The organism is Pseudomonas sp. YuFO8 (genome assembly GCF_035065025.1).
GTDB lineage: Bacteria > Pseudomonadota > Gammaproteobacteria > Pseudomonadales > Pseudomonadaceae > Aquipseudomonas > Aquipseudomonas putida_AE.
In genome coordinates, this window is record NZ_JAXDEQ010000015.1 from 66,152 (window position 1) to 85,771 (window position 19,620).

At 60.5% G+C, this 19,620-nt stretch carries 22 protein-coding genes and 1 tRNA gene; 8 read left to right on the top strand and 15 right to left on the bottom strand.

Annotated elements, in window-relative coordinates; all coding sequences use genetic code 11:
- Positions 1–71: 71 nt before the first annotated feature.
- Positions 72–281, top strand: coding sequence for a hypothetical protein (locus SOP95_RS15515; RefSeq protein ID WP_274076535.1), 210 nt, complete (start codon positions 72–74; stop codon positions 279–281).
- A gap of 20 nt (positions 282–301) precedes the next feature.
- Here SOP95_RS15515 and SOP95_RS15520 read toward each other — a convergent pair whose 3' ends face one another.
- The 8 genes from SOP95_RS15520 to SOP95_RS15555 all read right to left on the bottom strand — a co-directional run bounded on the left by SOP95_RS15520 (position 302) and on the right by SOP95_RS15555 (position 7,785).
- Positions 302–1,318: a nucleoside hydrolase gene (locus SOP95_RS15520; protein ID WP_323607505.1), complete on the bottom strand. Its 1,017-nt coding sequence runs from the start codon at positions 1,316–1,318 to the stop codon at positions 302–304.
- Positions 1,270–1,674 (bottom strand): D-ribose pyranase, encoded by a 405-nt coding sequence (rbsD, locus tag SOP95_RS15525; protein WP_323607506.1) that lies wholly within the window; start codon positions 1,672–1,674, stop codon positions 1,270–1,272. The genes SOP95_RS15520 and rbsD overlap by 49 nt, the downstream gene beginning before the upstream one ends.
- A complete protein-coding gene (gene rbsK / locus SOP95_RS15530; RefSeq protein ID WP_323607507.1) occupies positions 1,671–2,588 on the bottom strand; it encodes a ribokinase in 918 nt (305 codons plus the stop codon). The genes rbsD and rbsK overlap by 4 nt, the downstream gene beginning before the upstream one ends.
- A gap of 59 nt (positions 2,589–2,647) precedes the next feature.
- Entirely contained in the window at positions 2,648–3,667 is a 1,020-nt protein-coding gene (locus tag SOP95_RS15535; RefSeq protein ID WP_274076539.1) for a LacI family DNA-binding transcriptional regulator, read from the bottom strand.
- 3 nt (positions 3,668–3,670) lie between these two features.
- Positions 3,671–4,648, bottom strand: coding sequence for an ABC transporter permease (locus tag SOP95_RS15540; protein WP_323607508.1), 978 nt, complete (start codon positions 4,646–4,648; stop codon positions 3,671–3,673).
- Positions 4,645–6,198, bottom strand: a complete 1,554-nt coding sequence (locus SOP95_RS15545) for a sugar ABC transporter ATP-binding protein (RefSeq protein ID WP_323607509.1) — start codon at positions 6,196–6,198, stop codon at positions 4,645–4,647. Before SOP95_RS15545 ends, SOP95_RS15540 begins: the two co-directional genes overlap by 4 nt.
- A 54-nt stretch (positions 6,199–6,252) precedes the next feature.
- Entirely contained in the window at positions 6,253–7,209 is a 957-nt protein-coding gene (locus SOP95_RS15550) for a sugar ABC transporter substrate-binding protein (RefSeq protein ID WP_323607510.1), read from the bottom strand.
- Positions 7,210–7,362: 153 nt separating this feature from the next.
- Positions 7,363–7,785 (bottom strand): hypothetical protein, encoded by a 423-nt coding sequence (locus tag SOP95_RS15555; protein WP_323607511.1) that lies wholly within the window; start codon positions 7,783–7,785, stop codon positions 7,363–7,365.
- A 325-nt stretch (positions 7,786–8,110) separates the two neighbouring features.
- Here SOP95_RS15555 and SOP95_RS15560 point away from each other — a divergent pair, with 325 nt between their 5' ends.
- From SOP95_RS15560 to SOP95_RS15570, 3 genes are all read left to right on the top strand, one after another.
- On the top strand, positions 8,111–9,199 hold the full coding sequence (locus tag SOP95_RS15560; RefSeq protein ID WP_274076544.1) for an asparaginase: 1,089 nt from the start codon (positions 8,111–8,113) through the stop codon (positions 9,197–9,199).
- A 146-nt stretch (positions 9,200–9,345) separates the two neighbouring features.
- Entirely contained in the window at positions 9,346–9,636 is a 291-nt protein-coding gene (locus SOP95_RS15565) for a DUF1654 domain-containing protein (RefSeq protein WP_274076545.1), read from the top strand.
- A 4-nt stretch (positions 9,637–9,640) separates the two neighbouring features.
- Positions 9,641–10,330 carry an endonuclease I family protein gene (locus SOP95_RS15570; protein ID WP_274076546.1) on the top strand — a complete coding sequence of 230 codons (690 nt, stop codon included), beginning with the start codon at positions 9,641–9,643 and terminating at the stop codon, positions 10,328–10,330.
- A gap of 74 nt (positions 10,331–10,404) precedes the next feature.
- Here SOP95_RS15570 and SOP95_RS15575 read toward each other — a convergent pair whose 3' ends face one another.
- Complete coding sequence (locus tag SOP95_RS15575; protein ID WP_274076573.1) at positions 10,405–10,770, bottom strand: SPOR domain-containing protein; 366 nt, start codon at positions 10,768–10,770, stop codon at positions 10,405–10,407.
- A gap of 251 nt (positions 10,771–11,021) precedes the next feature.
- Between SOP95_RS15575 and csrA the strand changes: the two genes are divergently transcribed.
- Positions 11,022–11,213, top strand: coding sequence for a carbon storage regulator CsrA (gene csrA, locus SOP95_RS15580; protein ID WP_008057174.1), 192 nt, complete (start codon positions 11,022–11,024; stop codon positions 11,211–11,213).
- A 97-nt stretch (positions 11,214–11,310) separates the two neighbouring features.
- On the opposite strand, the gene SOP95_RS15585 is transcribed toward csrA, so the two are convergent.
- Positions 11,311–11,766 carry a DUF2214 family protein gene (locus SOP95_RS15585; RefSeq protein WP_323607512.1) on the bottom strand — a complete coding sequence of 152 codons (456 nt, stop codon included), beginning with the start codon at positions 11,764–11,766 and terminating at the stop codon, positions 11,311–11,313.
- 241 nt (positions 11,767–12,007) lie between these two features.
- Here SOP95_RS15585 and SOP95_RS15590 point away from each other — a divergent pair, with 241 nt between their 5' ends.
- Complete coding sequence (locus tag SOP95_RS15590; protein ID WP_323607559.1) at positions 12,008–12,760, top strand: carbonic anhydrase; 753 nt, start codon at positions 12,008–12,010, stop codon at positions 12,758–12,760.
- A gap of 62 nt (positions 12,761–12,822) precedes the next feature.
- On the opposite strand, the gene SOP95_RS15595 is transcribed toward SOP95_RS15590, so the two are convergent.
- Together SOP95_RS15595 and SOP95_RS15600 are read right to left on the bottom strand one after the other, a co-directional pair.
- Entirely contained in the window at positions 12,823–13,017 is a 195-nt protein-coding gene (locus SOP95_RS15595) for a hypothetical protein (RefSeq protein WP_274076548.1), read from the bottom strand.
- 682 nt (positions 13,018–13,699) lie between these two features.
- A tRNA-Val gene (locus SOP95_RS15600) sits at positions 13,700–13,776 on the bottom strand.
- Positions 13,777–13,959: 183 nt separating this feature from the next.
- On the opposite strand from SOP95_RS15600, the gene SOP95_RS15605 reads away from it, so the two are divergent.
- Complete coding sequence (locus SOP95_RS15605) at positions 13,960–15,243, top strand: NAD(P)/FAD-dependent oxidoreductase (RefSeq protein WP_274076550.1); 1,284 nt, start codon at positions 13,960–13,962, stop codon at positions 15,241–15,243.
- Positions 15,244–15,296: 53 nt separating this feature from the next.
- On the opposite strand, the gene SOP95_RS15610 is transcribed toward SOP95_RS15605, so the two are convergent.
- Together SOP95_RS15610 and SOP95_RS15615 are read right to left on the bottom strand one after the other, a co-directional pair.
- Positions 15,297–15,731: a DoxX family protein gene (locus tag SOP95_RS15610; protein WP_274076551.1), complete on the bottom strand. Its 435-nt coding sequence runs from the start codon at positions 15,729–15,731 to the stop codon at positions 15,297–15,299.
- A gap of 103 nt (positions 15,732–15,834) precedes the next feature.
- Positions 15,835–17,256 (bottom strand): transglycosylase SLT domain-containing protein, encoded by a 1,422-nt coding sequence (locus SOP95_RS15615; protein ID WP_274076552.1) that lies wholly within the window; start codon positions 17,254–17,256, stop codon positions 15,835–15,837.
- Between the two features lie 235 nt (positions 17,257–17,491).
- On the opposite strand from SOP95_RS15615, the gene SOP95_RS15620 reads away from it, so the two are divergent.
- The gene (locus SOP95_RS15620) at positions 17,492–18,298 is read left to right on the top strand and encodes a TatD family hydrolase (protein WP_323607513.1); all 807 of its coding nucleotides are present in this window, start codon (positions 17,492–17,494) and stop codon (positions 18,296–18,298) included.
- Between the two features lie 44 nt (positions 18,299–18,342).
- Here SOP95_RS15620 and SOP95_RS15625 read toward each other — a convergent pair whose 3' ends face one another.
- Positions 18,343–19,572 (bottom strand): acyl-CoA dehydrogenase, encoded by a 1,230-nt coding sequence (locus SOP95_RS15625; RefSeq protein WP_008057192.1) that lies wholly within the window; start codon positions 19,570–19,572, stop codon positions 18,343–18,345.
- Between the last annotated feature and the right edge of the window lie 48 nt (positions 19,573–19,620).

A 19,620-nucleotide genomic window follows, 5' to 3' on the forward strand; every position in this document is an offset into this window, starting at 1 on the left:
TCGCAGTGCCAAAAGCGCCATAAAGTGATTAACTCGACACTCACAATTTTCCCTGACTCTCGAGCCCTACCATGACCACCGTGAGCATCGACGCCGATATCAAGATCAAATGGCCGGACGGCCATATTTCTTACAGCCCCGGCAGCCCGGAAGAGCTGGCCATCATCGGCATTGACCTGTTGGTCAAGGACCTGGGCACCGAAGCGGCGCGGTCTTTCATCGACCAGATTTTCGAAAAACACTCGAACAATCATGGTGCCGGGCAAACGCAGCGAGGGTGAGCCCCCCCAGGGTTCGAGCGCTACTTCAGACGCGCCAGGCGCTCGGTCAACAGATCGAAGAATCCCTGGGCATCACCGTTTTCAACCCAGAAAGCGTTCTTCGGCGCCTTGAGGCTGTCATACCAGTCGACGATGGTCTGGCCAAACGTCGGACCCTCGCGACTGTCGACCACCACATTGACCGAGCGGCCACTGAACAGCGCCGGCTTGAGCAGGTAGGCGATGACCGTGGCGTCATGCACCGGACCACCGGGAATGCCATAGCGCGCCATGTCACCGCCGATGCACTCTCGCAGGATATCGCCCACCAGCTTGCCGGCCTTGTTGTTCAACGCCGCAATCCGCTCCAGGCGCGCGTCATTGGTGAGGATCTTGTGGGTCACGTCCAGCGGCAGATAGACCAGATTCACGCCACTCTTGAGCACCACCTCGGCAGCGTGCGGATCGGCGAACAGGTTGAATTCCGCCACCGGCGTAATGTTACCGCCGTTGAAGTGCGCACCGCCCATGATCACCACTTCCTTGATGCCCCGAACGATCCCAGGCTCGCGCATCAGCGCCAGGGCAAGGTTGGTCTGTGGCCCCAGCATGGCGATGGTGATGCTCTGGGGCCTGGCGGCCAGCAGCGTGTCGATCAGGAAGTCGATCGCGCTGCCCTCCGCCAGGCCTTGCTTGGGCTCATGGACCGCGACGCCCGGCAAACCTTCTTCGCCGTGGACGTGCTCGGCATAGATCGGCGTGCGTTTCAGCGGTTTCGGCGCCCCGGCATACACCGGCACCGCTTCGCACCCGGCCCACTCAAGGGCAAGCCGGGCATTGCGCGAGGTTTTGTCCAGGCGCACGTTGCCGGCGACCGTGGTCAATGCGCGCACGTTCAATTCCTGCGGCGATGCCAGGGCAAACAGCAAGGCAATCACATCGTCGGCACCGGGATCGGTATCGATGATCAGGTCGATCGGTTGTGGTGCCTGGTTTGCGCTGATCGGGATCAAAACGTCACCCCGGCCACCAGCACGATGTTGCAGTAAGGCTGACATTCGCCGGTCCGCACGATCGCTCGCGCCTGACGACTGAGAACCTTGAACTGTTCATGGCTGAGCAATTCGCGCCGCCCTAGCGCACCGCCGGCCTCCAGCGCGTCCAGGGCCGCCAACGCCGGCGGCTGCCGGTCAAGAATCTCCTGCGCCAGCACATGGCTTTCGACCTGCATTTCGCTGAGCACGACTTTCAGGGTGCTGACAAAATCCGGAATGCCCTGGGTCAGGGCCAGGTCGATCAACTCGACACCGGGCGGTACCGGCAGGCCCGCATCGCCGATCACCACAGTGTCGCCATGCCCCAGGGAGGCGATCAGCCGCGACAGCGCGACATTGAGCAAAGGAGTCTTTTTCATGGTGTTTTAAACGCCTGCACATCGGCCAGGGTGGGGATCGAGGGTTGCGCGCCAGCCCGGGTGACCGACAACGCAGCGGCGACCTGCCCGAACCGTATCGCCTGGGCTTCGCTCTGGCCGGCCACCAACGCTGCGGCAAAGCCACCCACGAAGGTATCGCCGGCCGCCGTGGTATCGAGCGCCTTCACGCTCGGCGCCGGGAAATGCTCAAAGCCTTTGCCATCGGCAAACAGCGAGCCTTGGGCGCCGAGGGTGATGATGACCTTGCCGGCGCCCATCTCGATCAGGCGAGTGGCCGCAGTCTGCGCCGATTGCAGCGAGTCCACCGGCAAACCGCTGAGCGCCGCCGCTTCACTTTCGTTGGGGATCAGGTAGTCGATGGACGCATACCAATCCGCCGGCAACGGTCGGCTGGCCGGCGCGGGGTTGAGGATCACGGTCTTGCCCAGTTCACGGGCGCGCTTGAGCGCATGACCGACCGTGGCGTCCGGCATTTCCAGCTGGCAGATGATCACGTCCGCCTCCTGCAGCACCGCATCGAAACAGCCGAGCACCGCCGGCGTCAGTGCGCCGTTGGCCCCGGCGACGATCACGATGGCGTTCTGGCTGTTGTCGTCGACCACGATCAACGCCACGCCACTGGTGCCCTGCACGGGGCTGACGGCCCGACAATCGATGCCCTCGTCCAGCAACGCCTGGCGCAACACCTGGCCATAGGCATCGCTGCCCACGCAGCCCACCATCGACACCTGCGCGCCGAGGCGCGCGGCCGCCACAGCCTGGTTCGCGCCCTTGCCGCCACAGACGGTCGCAAACGACTGGCCGATCAGTGTTTCTCCACCACGGGGCAAGCGCGGCGCCCGGGTCACCAGGTCCATGTTCAAGCTGCCGACTACCACTACTTTTGCTGACATTACATTGCTACTCATCAAGACGGTTTCAGCGCTGCTTTGGATTCAGCGGTACTTTTTGTTTATCGGTACTGCTCAAACACCCCAGCCAACGGCGCGGTGGATTCGCGCATGACGATGCTGGGGGTGACGATCCGTTGCTCGGTCGAAAGGGTCGGCGTGGCGATCCGGCGCAGCAGCACCCCGGCCGCCATTTCGCCCAACTGCAGGATCGACTGCCCCACGGTGGTCAAGGCCGGATAGACATAACGGCTCATCTGGATGTCGTCGAAGCCGATCACCGACAGGTCCGTGGGCACGCGGATATTGCGCTCGGCGGCGGCACGCAGCACGCCAAAACCGATCATGTCGTTGGCGGCAAAAATCGCGCTGGGCGGATTATGTTCCAGCAGCGTCGCGGCGGCGCTGTAACCACCGGTGCTGGTGAAATCGCTTTCCAGCATGCGCTCGGGCGCAACGCTGAGGCCTGCCTCTGCAAGGGCCCGGCAAAATCCGGCCAGACGCATCTGCGCCACACTGGTGGTCGCCGGGCCGCTGATGGTGGCGATATCCCGATGCCCCAACTCCAGCAGGTGCCGGGTGGCTAGGTAGGCGCCGTACTCGTGGTCGATGCGCACCAGGTCCGCATCGACGCCTTCGAGCGCGCGGTCGACGATCACCATCGGCGTGCGCACGTTCGCCAGGCCCTGGGCCAGCCCGCTGTCACCCCCGGCCGAGGCGACGATCAGCCCGTCGATGCGTTTCTCCAGCAGTACCCGCAGGTAGCTGCGCTGCTTGTCCGGGTTGTCGTCGGAATTGCACAGGATCACGCAATAGCCATTGCGCTCACAATAATCCTCGATGCCCCGCGCCAGCTCGGCGAAGTAGGGGTTGAGGCTGTTGGGCACCAGCAGTCCGATGGTGGCCGTGGTCTTGGCCTTGAGTGACCGGGCCACGGCACTGGGTACGTAGTCGAGGGTCTTGATCGCGGCCTCGACCTTGACCCGCACTTCTTCACTGACCGGCCGGGTCTTGTTCACCACATGGGAAACCGTGGTGTAGGAAATCCCCGCCAGTGCCGCTACATCCTTGATCGTTGCCATGACTCAGGTCCGCCGGCTTGCGCGTTGACTGCGATAAGTATCCAGCACCACCGCCACCACGATCACCGCGCCAGTGATGATGCGTTTGGTCGGCTCGGTGGCACCGATCTGCGCCAGACCGGCCGCCAATACGGAAATGATCAGCACACCGAAAAAGGTGCTGATGACCGAGCCGCGCCCGCCCATCAGGCTGGTGCCGCCAATCACCACGGCAGCGATCACTTGCAGCTCCAGTCCGGAGCCGGCATTGGGGTCTGCCGCTTCCAGGCGCGAAATCTGGAACAGCGCGGCGATCCCGGCCAGCAGCCCCATCAGGCTGAACACCAGGATCTTGTAGGGTTTGGGGTTGATCCCCGCCAGGCGCACCGCTTCCTCGTTGGTGCCGATGCCGATCAGGTAGCGGCCGAACACGGTACGGGTCAACACGGCCTGGGCGATGAAAATGATCAGCAAGGCAATGATGAACGACGGCGAGATCCCGAAGGCGATCGGATTGGACAGCCAGGCAAAGGCATCGCCGATGTAGGCCGTGCGCGACCCGGTCATCTGGTACGCCAGGCCGCGGGCCATTTCCAGCACGCCCAGGGACACGATGAACGACGGAATCCGCCAGGCCACGGTGATCGAACCGGTGACGGTCCCCGCCAGCGCGGCAGCCGCCATGCCGAGCAATGCCGCAGGCAGCACGCTCCAGCCCCAACCGAGAATCGCCACGCTGACCGTCGAGGCGGCGAGCGCCAGCACCGAACCCACCGACAGATCGATGCCGCCGATGATCAGCACGAAGGTCATGCCGACCGCCAGCACCATCAAGTCCGGAATCTGGTTGGCCAGGGTGCTGAAGGTGCTGTAGGAGAGGAAATGGCTGCTCAGGAGCGAGAACAGCACGACCATGGCCAGCAAGGCACCGGCCAGCCCCAGGTAAGTGCCCAGCCCATAGAAATTGCCGCTGCGCTGGCCGGCCGAAGATGCGCTTTTCATTGAAGATCCTTTGGCGCTGCTTCGAAGAGCTGCGCATCACGTTTCTGGTAGCCGGCGAACGCGGCGGCAAGCAAATCATCCTGGGTCCAGCTGTCCCGCTCGAAGGTGTCGATCAGGCGCCCCGCCGAGAGCACGCCGATGCGGTCGCAGATCAACATCAATTCGCGCAGGTCACTGGACACCACCACCAACGCCTTGCCCTGGCGAGTCAGCTCGCCGAGCAGCGCGTAGATGTCGAACTTGGCGCCGACATCGATGCCCCGGGTCGGCTCGTCGAACAGCAGCACCGAGCAATCGCGCTCCAGCCAGCGACCGATCACCACTTTCTGCTGGTTGCCACCGGACAGCTCGGACACCAACTGCGCCGGCCCGGAACTGCGGATGCGCATGGCATCGATCTGACGCTGGGCCAACGCCGCCTCATCGCCCGGATTGACCAATCCACCGCTGGAAATACCGGGCATGTTCCCCAGGGCAATGTTCGCGCCGATCGATTGCGTCAGCAGCAGGCCCTCGCCCTTGCGGTCTTCGGTGATCAGGGCGATGCCATGCCCGACCGCGTCCACCGGAGAACGGATATTCACCACCTGCGCGGGAGAACCCAGCGACACCGTGCCGCTGTCCGCGGCGTCGGCGCCGAAGATCAACCGCAGCAACTCGGTGCGCCCTGCCCCGATCAATCCGGAAATACCAAAGATCTCGCCGGCCCGCACTTCGAAGGACACGTCACGCACCTTGTCGGCGCGGGTCAGCCCCTTGACCGTCAACGCCGCCGCGCCGATGTCCCGAGGCCCCATGTCGAGGTGTTCGCCCAGCTCGCGCCCGACCATCAGCGTGACCAGTTGCTCACTGTTGTAGTTGGCCATCGGCTCGACACACACCAGGTTGCCGTCGCGCAGTACCGCAATGCGCTGGGCCACCCGAGCCAGTTCTTCGAGGCGGTGGGAAATATAGATGATCGACACGCCACGGGCCTGCAGGCGCGTGATCTGCTCGAAGAGCATTTCGACTTCACGGGCGGTCAGCATCGCGGTCGGCTCATCGAGGATCAGCACATGGCAATCGCCGATCAGGTTGCGCGCGATCTCGACCATCTGCTGGTGGCCGATGCCCAACTCACTCACCAGCGTGTCCGGGTCGATCGCGTCGAGCCCGACCTGAGCCATGGCCTCGAGCGCCGCCTGGCGCAGTTGCTTGCGGTTGATCCAGCCAGCGGTGCTGGGCAGCTTGTGCAGAAACAGATTTTCCGCCACCGACAGGGTCGGCAACAGATTGAGCTCCTGCATCACCATGCGGATGCCCAGGTCTTCGGCCTGGGTGCGGCTGCCCGGGCGGTAATCCTGACCCTGAAACTGCATCTGCCCGGTGGTCGGTGTGACCAGCCCGCCGATGATCTTCGACAGCGTGCTTTTGCCAGCGCCATTCTCGCCGGTCAGGGCCAGCACCTCGCCGCGCATGAGCGTGAGGTCGATGCCGGCCAGGACCGGCTGGGCGTAAGTCTTGCCAATGCCACTGACCGAGAGGACAGCGTGCGGGGCGCTAACGGACATAAAACTCTCCAGGCGCTCGCCGGGACGGGCGAGCGTCATTGTGCCGGCGGAAAATTACTGGGTAACCAGCTCTACCGGAGTTTCGATCACGCCGTTGGTGCCGCTGTCGACCTTCTCGCCCTTGATGATCTTCAACGCGGTCTCGATGCCGAATACCGCCTGTTTGGCAGCAAATTGATCGGCGGTGGCCAGGACGCGGCCATCCTTGAGCATCGGCTTGATGGCATTGATGTTGTCGTAACCGACCACCTGGACCTGGCCTGCCTTGCCCGCGGCGCGCACGGCTGACACCACGCCTACGGCCATGCTGTCGTTGCCGGCCAGCAGGGCCTTGATGTTCGGGTACTCGCTGAGCATGGAGGCGGCAACCTGGTTGCCCTTGTTGATTTCCCAGTCGCCCGATTGCACGGACACGACCTTGATCTGCGCAGCCTCCATCGCATCCTTGAAGCCTGCGGTGCGGGCCTGGGCATTGGTGGTGGTGGACACCCCTTCGATGATGCCGACTTCATCACCGGCCTTGAGCTTCTTGGCCAGGTATTCACCCACCAGGCGCGCGCCCTTGCGGTTGTCCGGGCCTACGAACGGCACGCTGATGTTCTTGCTCTTGACCACGGCCGGGTCGAGCTGATTGTCGATGTTGATCACGGTGATGCCAGCGTCGACGGCTTTCTTGATCACGGGCACCATGGCCTTGGAATCAGCCGGTGCGATCACCAGCGCATCGACCTTGGACACGATCATTTGCTCGACGATGCGGATCTGGTTGGCGGTGTCGGTTTCATCCTTGATGCCGTTGGAGATGAGCTCGAACTCGCCGGAGTGGTCTTTCTGGTAGGCCTTGGCGCCGTCTTCCATGGTCAGGAAGAATTCGTTGGCCAGGGACTTCATCACCAGCGCGACTTTAGGCTTTTCAGGCGTCTGGGCGAACACCGAAGAAACAGGCAGCGTGGCGGTGGCGCCAGCCAGTATGGCGACAGCAAGAAGACGTCCTGCGAATGGCAGCTTCATGGATTCACTCCGATCTTATGATTATTGTGAGCAACGTCGAGGCGGCATCTGGAGGTGTCGCAAACGTTTGCGAAGCCTGACTATGCGAACGTTGCCGGACTTTGTCAACCTACCCCGTTCGCAGGCTACGCGCACAATCAAGCGCCAGGTTGGTCAAGCCGTAGTGCTGACAATACTGCCAGAATCGGTCAAGGCTTTCGCCAGGCTGGCGGCCACCTGCATCAACGCCGCCGACGTATCTGCAACCTGCGCCTGAAGCGACATCACGGCCGTGGCCTTGGCCTCTTCAGACTGAAAAGACGCGGCCTGGGTAGCCGCCAATTGTTGCTGTTGCTCGCGCAGTTGCTCCTGCAGTTCCTGCAGGCGCTTGAGCAACATTTGCACCGCGACGCTTTGCTGGCTGCCAGCGCCTTCGGCTTTTTCACCCGCCTGCGCGCCCTGCCCAAGGCTCACAGGCTTTTCTTCTTTCACTGGCACACCCGGCTGTTGCGCCGAGGTCGCGTCGCTCAAGGTGTCGACGGATTTCCCGCCGATATTGATCACCGCTGAATGGGGCAAACCGATCGTCAATGACATGTGAACTCCCTGGGCATGATTCTTCATTGAAGCATCGACCTGCCGGCGGGTTTCTTTAACGCCGATGTTTAAATTGGGTCCGTAATCCTTTCGGAATGCCGAATGAAAAACCCACGGATAATCGGAAAACCGGACAGAACCGGGCGATCACCATTCAACCATCCGTTTAAAACGATAAACAAATCAGTGTGTTACGAGTTATTTATGATTCCAGTTGTAACTGGTACGCGTCGTGCTTTTCTCCAGCACCCCAAAAGGTCCAGATCCCTTTGGGGCGCATCTAGATGAACCTGCATCGGCACCGTCACTACTAGAGAGAAAAATAATGACATCTGCTTTGAAAAACCTTCTCCCGGGCACCTTGGCCCTCCTGCTGCTCCTGCCCGCCGCCCTTCAGGCGAAAGAAGCCGAAACCCAACAGAAGCTGGCCAACGTCGTGGTCCTGGCCACCGGCGGCACCATCGCCGGTGCGGGCGCCAGCGCCGCCAACAGCGCCACCTACCAGGCGGCGAAAGTCGGCATCGAACAATTGATCGCCGCGGTTCCACAGCTTGGCCAACTGGCCAACGTTCGCGGCGAACAGGTCATGCAGATCGCCTCCGAAAGCATCACCAACGACAACCTGCTGCAGCTGGGCCGTCGCGTCGCCGAACTGGCGGACAGCAAGGACGTCGATGGCATCGTGATCACCCACGGCACCGACACCCTGGAAGAAACCGCCTATTTCCTCAACCTGGTGGAAAAAACCGACAAGCCGATCATTGTCGTGGGCTCCATGCGCCCGGGTACCGCAATGTCCGCCGACGGCATGTTGAACCTGTACAACGCCGTCGCCGTGGCCAGCAGCAAGGACGCGCGTGGCAAAGGCGTGCTGGTGACCATGAACGATGAAATCCAGTCGGGTCGCGATGTCAGCAAGATGATCAACATCAAGACCGAGGCGTTCAAAAGCGCCTGGGGCCCGCTCGGGATGGTGGTCGAAGGTAAATCCTACTGGTTCCGTCTCCCGGCCAAGCGCCACACCATGGACTCGGAATTCGATATCAAGACCATTGAAAGCCTGCCTGACGTCGAAATTGCCTACTCCTACGGCAACGTCAGCGACACCGCCTACAAGGCCCTGGCCCAGTCGGGCGCCAAGGCCATCATCCATGCCGGTACCGGCAATGGTTCGGTGTCTTCCCGGGTCGTTCCCACCTTGCAAGCCCTGCGCAAGGACGGGGTGCAGATCATCCGCTCTTCCCACGTCAATGCCGGCGGTTTCGTCCTGCGTAACGCCGAACAGCCTGACGACAAGTATGACTGGGTGGTGGCGCATGACCTGAACCCGCAGAAAGCCCGCATCCTGGCGATGGTCGCGCTGACCAAGACCAATGACAGCAAAGAGCTGCAACGGATGTTCTGGGAATATTGATTCGCCCTCGCCCGACCGACTCCGGTCGGGCACCTCTTTGGCCACTCGCCTCGCAGCACTTGCCTGACAAAAAACTCTCATCCCCCTACACCAATCGGCAAAAACCACTGTCAGAGGATTCTCTTGAATTTTAAGCGGTTGCGAAAATGCCTACAGTTAAATACTGTATGCACGTACAGCTTAATAAGGATAATCCTGTGGACAGCACCTCCGCCTCACCAGACACCTATGTACGCATGGGCCTGCGCGTTCAGAAAATCATCAATGGCCCTACTGCTCAGAAAGCCAGGGCCGCCCTGATCTTCCGCCTTCCAGACGAGCCCGTGGACGAGTGGGAACGCCTGCTCGAAGAAATCGACGAGAACGACAACGTCACTCTCGCCTATCGCGACGACGGTGGCGTGCAGATTTTCTGGGTAGTGCCGAAGGAAGACTGAGTCGATGAGTGTCCGTTTTTTTGCCTTGCTGTTCCTGGTGTTTGCCACGGGTGCCCAGGCCGATGCGCCACGCACCTTCAGCGAAGCCAAGAAAGTCGCCTGGAAGCTGTATGCGCCGCAATCCACCGAGTTCTATTGCGGCTGCAAATACACCGGCAACAAGGTGAACCTCGCAGCCTGCGGGTATGTGCCGCGCAAAAACGCCAAGCGCGCGGCGCGCATCGAGTGGGAGCACATCGTTCCGGCCTGGCAAATCGGCCATCAGCGTCAATGCTGGCAGGAAGGAGGGCGTAAGAACTGTACGCGGTACGATCCGACCTACCAGAAGGCCGAGGCCGATCTGCACAACCTGGTACCCAGCATCGGCGAGGTCAATGGTGACCGCAGCAACTTCAGTTTCGGCTGGCTGCCGGAGCAATCGGGGCAATACGGTTCGTGCCTGACCCAAGTCGATTTCAAGGCGAAAAAGGTCATGCCCCGCCCTTCCATCCGCGGCATGATCGCCCGGACCTATTTCTACATGAGCAAGCAATATGGTTTGCGCCTGTCGAAACAGGACCAGCAGCTGTACAAGGCCTGGGACAAGACCTACCCGGTGCAAGCCTGGGAACGCCAACGCAACCAGAGCGTCGCGTGCGTCATGGGGCGCGGCAACGAATTTGTCGGCCCGGTGGACATGAAAGCCTGCGGCTGAATACTCGCCGAACAAAACAAAGGCCCGGGGCTTCACACCCCGGGCCTTTGTCTTTCAGCCACCCACTTCAGCCTTTACTGAACCGTCGGGCGCTCCAGCACCAGCACTTCAATGTTCCGCTTTTTCGCCTTGATCAGCGCGGCGTTCACCTGCGCCTGCTTGGCCTCGGCTTCTTCCCTGGAGCTGTACGGCCCCATCAGAATCCGAGTCTTGCCGTTTTCCCTGATCACGTTGGACATGAAGCTGTGTTCGATCAGCCAGCCGCTGAGATCGCTGACGGCCTGAGGTGTTTCACCCCGCACTTCGAGGTCCCACTGTGGCCCCGATACCTGCGCCGCTGTTGCCGCCGCTGCAGGCTGCGGTTTTTGCGCTTCTTCGCGCTTGCCCTCACCGCATCCCGCCAGCGCCAATACCGCGATTGCCAAGACCATTTTGCGCACAGCGTTTCCCTCTGAATGCTTAAAGCGGGGGATTTTAGCATTCATGAATACTTCGCGAGTGCCGCAAAATGGACTCAAAACAACGAGAATGATAGTGGCGGCCTCTGTATAGTTACGCCTTGGGAATTAATGCTGCATCTGCGCGTCAGAAAGAGGCACCCAAACTGTGAGACTTCGCACTAATCTATACATAACACCGACCTCTGCACTGTCCGAATCAGGTGCCCCACAAAGCAATCAAGGAGAAGACCATGCTGATACTCACCCGCAAAGTCGGTGAAAGCATAAACATTGGTGATGACATTACGATCACCATCCTGGGCGTAAGCGGCCAGCAAGTCCGGATTGGCATCAACGCGCCCAAAGACGTCGCAGTGCACCGCGAAGAGATTTATCAGCGCATTCAGGCCGGCCTCACCGCCCCGGAAAAGCCACAAACCTGAATCCTGTCGCAGTCAGTAGCCAGCCCGTACGCCCCGCAACGACGGCTGGCTAAGATGCAAGCGCAACATCGCCTGCGCTTTAACCGAACCCCCTTGATCAGCCGAAAGCGATACTGCGCGCCATGCCGGTGGCCGCCACCATCATCAGCAACATCAGCACAGCTTCGATATGACTGATTCGTGCAAACAGCGTCGCACGCCAGGTATCGATAGCAGCGCCACGCGACCGTGCAACCCGCCATTTGATCAACGCCACCATCGGCGCAATTTCCAGTAACAGGATGAGCACGAACAACGTCATCTTGAGGTGGAACAATGGCTGGTGCAGGTAGTAATCCGTACCTTTTTCGAAGCCGCCAAAGGCCCGCATGCCGCCGGTAACCAGCAGCACAACCGCAGAAATGCCCCATAGGTTGTCTGCCATCAACACACTGCGAGCCTCTCCCGTGCCGATCGCCAGGCGCCGAAAAGCCGTGCCACGCGTCAGGACAGCCCAGAATCCAAGCGCAAACGCCAAAAGATGAACCGCTGCAAGCAACCAGTGAGTCAGCATCGGGAAACTCCTGTAAGGACCAAGTCGAATCAGCCTGTCAGTAGTAGCTCATCAATCAATGGATTGCACCTGCCGGACAACCTGCATTTTGTATCAAGGCCTCACCCGCACATTCGCTGCAAGCCCCGTAAAACGTGATGTTACACACCGACTAGACTCAAACATTCCAGTGTTGAGCCCCCGCAGGTACGCTCCCCAACGGCAGTCATTCCCACCAAATTGACCTTGAGTGCACAACATCATGTGTGAATCATGTGATTCAAACGCCGCAGCAAAAACCAATGAGCGCCGTCGCTTTCTTCGCCTTGCCGGATTAGGGGCAGGCGCCCTGTTATTGGCCGGCGCCCTGCCGAGCCGAATGATGGAAGCAGCCGAGAAAACCGCCGCGCCGCCAAAACCCAAAAACGTCATCAGCCCGGATGAGGCACTGAAAAGGTTGATGGAGGGCAACCAACGCTATGTCAGCGGAAACTCGGAAACCCACGACTTCAAGGATGAACGAGAAGCACTGGTTACCGGCCAGAACCCTTTTGTGGCGGTGCTGAGCTGCTCTGACTCGCGCATTGCACCGGAATACGCTTTCGATACCGCCCGGGGCGACCTTTTCGCCGTACGCCTGGCGGGCAACTTCGTCACGGACGAAGGCCTGGCAAGCCTTGAGTACGGCGTGGCCGTGCTCGGCGCCCCGCTCATCCTGGTACTGGGCCATGAGCGCTGCGGTGCCATCGAGGCCGGCGTGAAAGCCATCAAGGATCACACGGTGTTCCCCGGGAAGATCCCTGCACTGACGGATGCACTCAAATCCGCTATCGAGCAGGCAGGCAGTCATCCAGGTGACCTGGTTGAAAACGCGACCGTACAAAACATCAAGAACTCGATCGAGCGCCTCAAGCAAGCCACTCCCTTACTGTCTGACGCGCTCGGCAAGGGCCAGTTGAAAATAGTGGGGGGCATTTATCGCCTGGCCACAGGCAAGGTCGAGCTGATTGCCTGAATCAATCAGCTACGGTGCCACTGCGCAGATGTGAAGAGCCCAGCGCGAAGGCTGGGCTCTGGTTATTTCCTGCAGTCCATCATCTTGTCCGCGAGCGCCCTGGCCCTTTCAATCAACAGATTCTGCCGGTCTTCATGCGTGGCCCCGCCTACGACGGGTGCCGTCAGATTGCTTTCGGCAATCAACGCGGCGCAGAAATATTGATCCCACACAGCCTTGTGATCGGATGCCTGTCTGTTCACTTGGTCGGAGATCATAAACGACTCCTTCAGATGAGGTAACACTGCTTATCTTACGCCTGAGACCCCTGTCGCGCCCGTAGCGTTACAGGATCCAGCGCAGCAGGACATGGCTGGCAATCCAGGGTGACGCCTCGACCACCGTCCACTGAAGCAAGAGGCAAATGGACAGGTAAGCCGCAAAGAACTTGATCATTGTCCGCCTCCTCATCGCTCCCTCCCGCCTCGATGCAGCTATGCCCGGTTGCCTGTCTTGCTTTGATGCAATTGGCTGCTGGCAGTTCAACCCGAGACGAACTGATTTTCATTCGGCTCGCGTCAACGCCACCTTCAAATGATAATACTTCTCATGTGAGAATGAATGGCGAGGATGCCGAAGTCAATGAGGGAACGTTACGAGATCCATTTGTGGCCAGTGGATCCAAGGAAGTCTCAACAAGGATGCGATTGAAAAAGCGGCAAGTCAGGGCATCAGCAACGTTCGATGGAACAAGGCCAGCCATACCATTGCCTGGAGCGAGCGAGCCAAGCTGAACAGGAATGTGGTGGGTTTGAAATACATTCAATAAGGCGGGGCTGCGCAACGCGTCGATTGGCGCTTGATTACAGGCTTTGCATAGGCTTTTTAAATCGCAAACAACAAAAAAGGGCCCACCTTTCGGTGAGCCCTTCCAGACCGCCCAGCAGAGCGGATTTTGTTTGGTAGGCGCGATTGGACTCGAACCAACGACCCCCACCATGTCAAGGTGGTGCTCTAACCAACTGAGCTACGTGCCTGCTGTGAGGCGGCATTCTACGGAATTCCGGGAGGGTGTCAACACCTTTTTTCGCGCTAACCCTATGAATATGCAAAATATTTAATTTCGCTGCGGCAAAGAAGATTTTCCGGTGGCTGGCGGCGGTTTTTCAACTCGGGTAGGATCGACGCATTCGTTAAATTTATTAAACAGAGGCTGCAGGATGGCGAACACCCCTTACCCAGAGTCCTATTACGCCGCATCGGCCAATGCGGTGCCGCCGCGTCCGTCGTTGCAGGGTGAGGTCGAGACGGATGTGTGCGTGATCGGCGCCGGTTATACCGGGTTGTCCTCGGCGCTGTTCCTGCTGGAGCACGGCTTTCGGGTGACGGTGCTGGAGGCGGCCAGGGTCGGTTTCGGTGCGTCGGGACGCAATGGTGGGCAGATCGTCAACAGCTATAGCCGCGATATCGATGTGATCGAGCGCACTGTCGGTCCGCGTCAGGCTCAGTTGCTGGGGCAGATGGCGTTCGAGGGCGGGCGGATCATTCGTGATCGGGTGGCCAGGTACAACATCCAGTGCGACTTGAAGGACGGCGGCGTATTTGCCGCCATCACTGACAAGCAGATGGGTCATCTGGAAGCGCAGAAGCGTTTGTGGGAGCGTTTCGGGCATACGCAGCTGGAGTTGCTGGATCAGCGCCGCATCCGCGAGGTGGTGGCTTGCGATCAGTATATCGGTGGCATGCTCGACATGAGTGGCGGGCATATCCATCCGCTCAACCTGGCGCTGGGCGAAGCGGCGGCCGTGGAGTCACTGGGCGGCACTATTCATGAGCAGTCGCCGGCGGTGCGCATCGAGCGCGGTGCCAACCCGGTCGTGCACACGCCTCAGGGCAAGGTCAGGGCCAAGTTCATCATCGTGGCGGGCAACGCCTACCTGGGTAACCTGGTGCCGGAGCTGGCGGCCAAATCGATGCCTTGCGGCACGCAGGTGATCACCACGGAGCCCCTGGGCGATGAGTTGGCGAAAAGCCTGCTGCCCCAGGACTATTGCGTCGAAGACTGCAACTACCTGCTCGACTACTACCGCCTGAGCGGCGACAAACGTCTGATTTTCGGCGGCGGCGTGGTGTATGGCGCAAGGGACCCGGCGAACATCGAAGCGATCATTCGGCCGAAGATGCTCAAGGCGTTCCCGCAGCTCAAGGATGTGAAGATCGACTACGCCTGGACCGGAAATTTCCTGCTGACCCTGTCGCGCCTGCCTCAGGTCGGGCGACTGGGCGACAACATCTATTACTCCCAGGGTTGCAGCGGCCACGGCGTCACCTACACGCACCTGGCGGGCAAGGTCCTGGCCGAGGCATTGCGTGGTCAGGCCGAACGTTTCGACGCCTTTGCCGACCTGCCCCACTACCCGTTCCCGGGTGGCCAACTGCTGCGTACACCCTTTGCTGCACTTGGCGCGTGGTACTACGGATTGCGCGACAGACTCGGGTTCTGATGCAAAAAAAAATGCCCGTGATACGGGCATTTTTTTGTCTGTTCGAAAAGCTGTCAGCCGGCGATGGCGCGGTCCGCCGACAGTTTGCCGGCCCCTTCGATCAGCACCGCGATGCTGCCACCGAGCAACGCCAGGGCGAATTCATAGCCGTTGTTCGCCATGAACAGGCCATTGCTGATATGCACGGTAAAAATCGCCACCAGTGAAAGGAAGGTCAGGCCCAGCGCCGCCGGACGTACCAGCAAGCCGATGATCAAAGCCAGGCCGCCGAAGAACTCGGTGCCGCCCGCCAGCGTCGCCATCAGGTAGCCCGGCGCCAGGCCGATGCTTTCCATGTACTGCGCGGTGCCCGCCAGGCCATAGCCACCGAATGCGCCGAAGAGTTTCTGTGCGCCGTGGGCAGCGAAGATGATGCCGACGAAAATCCGCAAAACGGTCAGGCCGTAGCCAGCGCGGGTAAACAATACCTTGTTGATCAGTGTGCTCATGCTGTGACATCCCTTGAGAGTGTGTGTTGGTTGGCCGCTATATTAATCAGTAAATCTCATGTTAAAAGCGCAAAGAATCCGCCATAACAATCAGTTTATTCGATCATTTACGCAGGGCAACTTTCTGCCCCTGGGGCTCCAACGACTCCCGCTCCCGATCGAACGCCAAGTAATACTTGTTCACGCTATTAACATAGCTGACAGGTCCCATTCCCACCTGCTCCATGGCGATGCGCTCGACCTGGAAAAACCACTGATTGGGGTTCAACCCCCGTCGACGGGCCTCTGCGCGCATGCCTTGCACCCGCTCCGGCCCGATGTTGTAGGCCGCCAGCACAAAGGCCATGCGCTCGCGCTCATTGAGCTTGGGGCTGGCGAAGAACTTGCGGCGAATCATCGCCAGGTACTTGGCCCCCGCCTGCACGTTGGCATCCAGTTCGTGAATGTTGCTCACGCCCACGCGCTGCGCTGCTGACGGGGTGATCTGCATCAGCCCGGTCGGCGCACCGCCACTGCGCGCCGCAGGTTGCAGGCCCGATTCCTTGAACGCCAGCGCCGCCAGGTTGAGCCAGTCCATGTCCTGGGCGGTTGCATGTTTTTGCAGCACCGGCCGCAGCTTTTCCAGGCGCTGGCGGTCAGCCTTGGCCAACGGATAGTGGACCTGGTAAAGGCGTCTATAGATGCGCAGAAACGCTACGTCCTGGTCCGACGGCTTTTTATAGCCCGCCAGGAAACGATCGATGCTGGCCCTCAGCATCGACGCGTCGCGGCGCACGAACCAGAACTCTTCGCCTGGCTCGCTGATCAGCACCTGGCGATCGATACGCAATTTCGGCAGGATCTTGCCCCAGCGTTCGGCAATCGGCTGCTCGACGATGGTCAGGTGAAAGATCCCTCCCTGGACCATCTCCAACACGTCCTCGACCGCCAGGCTTGGATCGACCCACTCGATCTTGACCGGCGGCAGTTTGTGCAGCGCCAGCTTCTGGTTGATCTGGCTGATGGCGTCACCGGCGGCGCTGCCGTTGGGCAGCGCCAGGGTTTTGCCCGACAGTTGTTCGAGTCGGGTGTAGCGACGCTCGCCCTTGATCCCCACCAGCACCAGCGGGATGTTACTGGCGACCGGTTCACTGCTGCTGACGGCGAAGCCCGGCTGCAGGTCGAGCAACTCGCCGGGGGCCACCAGGTCGCCCTCCCCACGCTGCAACGCACCGAGCAATTGATCCTTGGCTTTGGGAATGATCTTGAGGGTGATTTCCTGGCCATCCCGGGCGTGGCCATTGAGGTATTGCTCGAAAGCGCGCAGGCGATGGTATTCGACACCGATGGCCTGGCCCTGGACTTCGCCAGAGCTGTTACGGCTCTGGTTGACCAGCACGCGCAGCACACGACTGCTGCGGATGTCCGTGAGGTCACGGACCTTGGCGGCCGGCACGGCTTGCAGCGGCCCGGGCAGCCGCGCAACCGCCGACATCGGCAGCAACAGCGAGCAACACAGCAGTAGCAAAACCGAGGGACGAATCATCCACTCTCCGCAAAGAATTCAGGTCAACCACATGAATGATTTCATGCAATCAAGCGTCAGAAATAAAGCGCCTGAAGACGCTGGCAATGCGCGAAAGACTGGCACAATGATGGCATCGCCACCACCCAGACTTGTTCGCGACATTAAGAGACCGCCATAACCCGTTGTAGTTCTTGGCTTTTCTGATAAATCCAGAGCTCTGGTATGCTTTGCGGCCCTGGTCCGAGGTAGCACCATGCAACTCATCGATATCGGCGTCAACCTGACCAACCCCAGTTTCGCCGACAAGCACCAGGCCGTACTGGACCGCGCCTACGCCGCGGGGGTCTGCCAATTGGTGCTCACCGGCACCAATGTCGAGGGCAGCGAACAGGCGCTGGAGCTGTGCCGGCAACTGGACGAAACAGGTCAAAAGCTGTTCGCCACCGCCGGTATTCATCCCCACGCGGCCAGCGACTGGAATGCCGACAGCGCCCGTCGCCTGCGCAGCCTGCTGAGAGAACCGAACATCGTGGCGGTCGGTGAATGCGGCCTGGATTTCAACCGCGATTTTTCACCGCGTCCGCAGCAAGAGAAAGTCCTCGAAGAACACCTGGCGCTGGCGGTCGAACTGCAAATGCCGGTGTTTCTGCACGAACGCGATGCCAGCCAGCGTCTGCTGGAAATCCTGCGTGACTATCGCGATCAGTTGCCGGCCGCCGTGGTGCACTGCTTCACCGGCGAACAGAAAGCGCTGTTCAGTTACCTGGACCTGGATTTACACATCGGCATCACCGGCTGGATTTGCGATGAGCGCCGTGGCACGCATTTGCATCCCTTGGTCAAGGAGATCCCGCGCGGGCGGTTGATGCTGGAGAGCGATGCGCCGTATCTGTTGCCGCGCAGCCTTCGCCCCAAACCGAAAAACGGTCGCAACGAGCCGGCGTATCTGACGGAAGTCTTGCGTGAGGTGGCCTTGCACCGCGGCGAAAGCCAGGAAGACCTGGCCGCCCACAGTACGGCTTGCGCGCGGGCGTTCTACGGGCTGCCCAGCGTGGATTGACCCGTTGAGTGAGCGCGGGCCCGGATTGGGCCCGCGCTGCCGTCTTAATGACTGCTGCGCAACATTTCCTTGGGCACGTACTTGCCGATCTCGAACTTGCCGATGGCTGCGCGGTGCACTTCATCCGGACCGTCCGCCAGCCGCAGGGTGCGCTGCATGGCATACATGTAGGCCAGCGGGAAATCGTTGGACACCCCTGCCCCGCCATGGATCTGGATCGCCCGGTCGATCACGCGCAAGGCAACATTCGGCGCCACCACCTTGATCTGCGCGATTTCACTCTTCGCCACTTTGTTGCCGACGGTGTCCATCATGTACGCCGCCTTGAGTGTCAGCAGGCGGGCCATGTCGATCTCCATCCGCGAATCGGCGATCTTGTCGATGTTGCCGCCCAGGCGTGCCAGGGGTTTGCCGAACGCCGTACGGTTCACCGAGCGCTTGCACATCAGTTCCAGCGCACGCTCAGCCATGCCGATCGAACGCATGCAGTGGTGAATCCGCCCCGGGCCAAGACGACCTTGAGCAATTTCGAAGCCGCGTCCTTCGCCCAACAGGACGTTTTCATACGGCACCCGGACATTTTCAAACAACACTTCGGCGTGGCCGTGGGGGGCGTCGTCATAGCCGAACACGGGCAACGGACGCAGGATTTTCACCCCGGGGGTGTCCACTGGAACCAGGATCATCGAGTGTTGCGCATGGCGCGGTGCGTCGGGATTGCTCAGGCCCATGAAGATCAGGATCTTGCAGCGCGGATCGCAAGCACCGGAGGTCCACCATTTCTTGCCGTTGATCACCCACTCGTCACCGTCACGCACGGCACGGGCGGCCATGTTGGTGGCGTCGGAGGACGCGACGTCCGGTTCGGTCATGGCGAAAGCCGAGCGGATCTCGCCGCGCAGCAAGGGTTCGAGCCAGCGTTGTTTCTGTTCTTCGTTGGCGTAGCGCACCAGCACTTCCATGTTGCCGGTGTCCGGTGCCGAGCAGTTGAACGGCTCGGGTCCCAGCAGCGAACGGCCCATGATTTCCGCCAGCGGCGCGTATTCGAGGTTGGTCAGGCCGGCGCCGAGTTCGGACTCAGGCAGAAACAAATTCCACAGGCCTTCTGCCTTGGCCTTGAGCTTGAGCTCTTCCATGATCGCCGTAGGCTGCCAGCGGTCGCCCTCGGCGACCTGGCGCTCGAAGACCGCTTCGGCGGGATAGACGTAGGTGTCCATGAACGCGGTCACGCGCTCACGCAGTTCTTGCACCTTGGGCGAATAAGCGAAATCCATGGCCAGCTCTACCTTTTCAACGGGTTTCAGAGGAGTTGTTCGTTCATG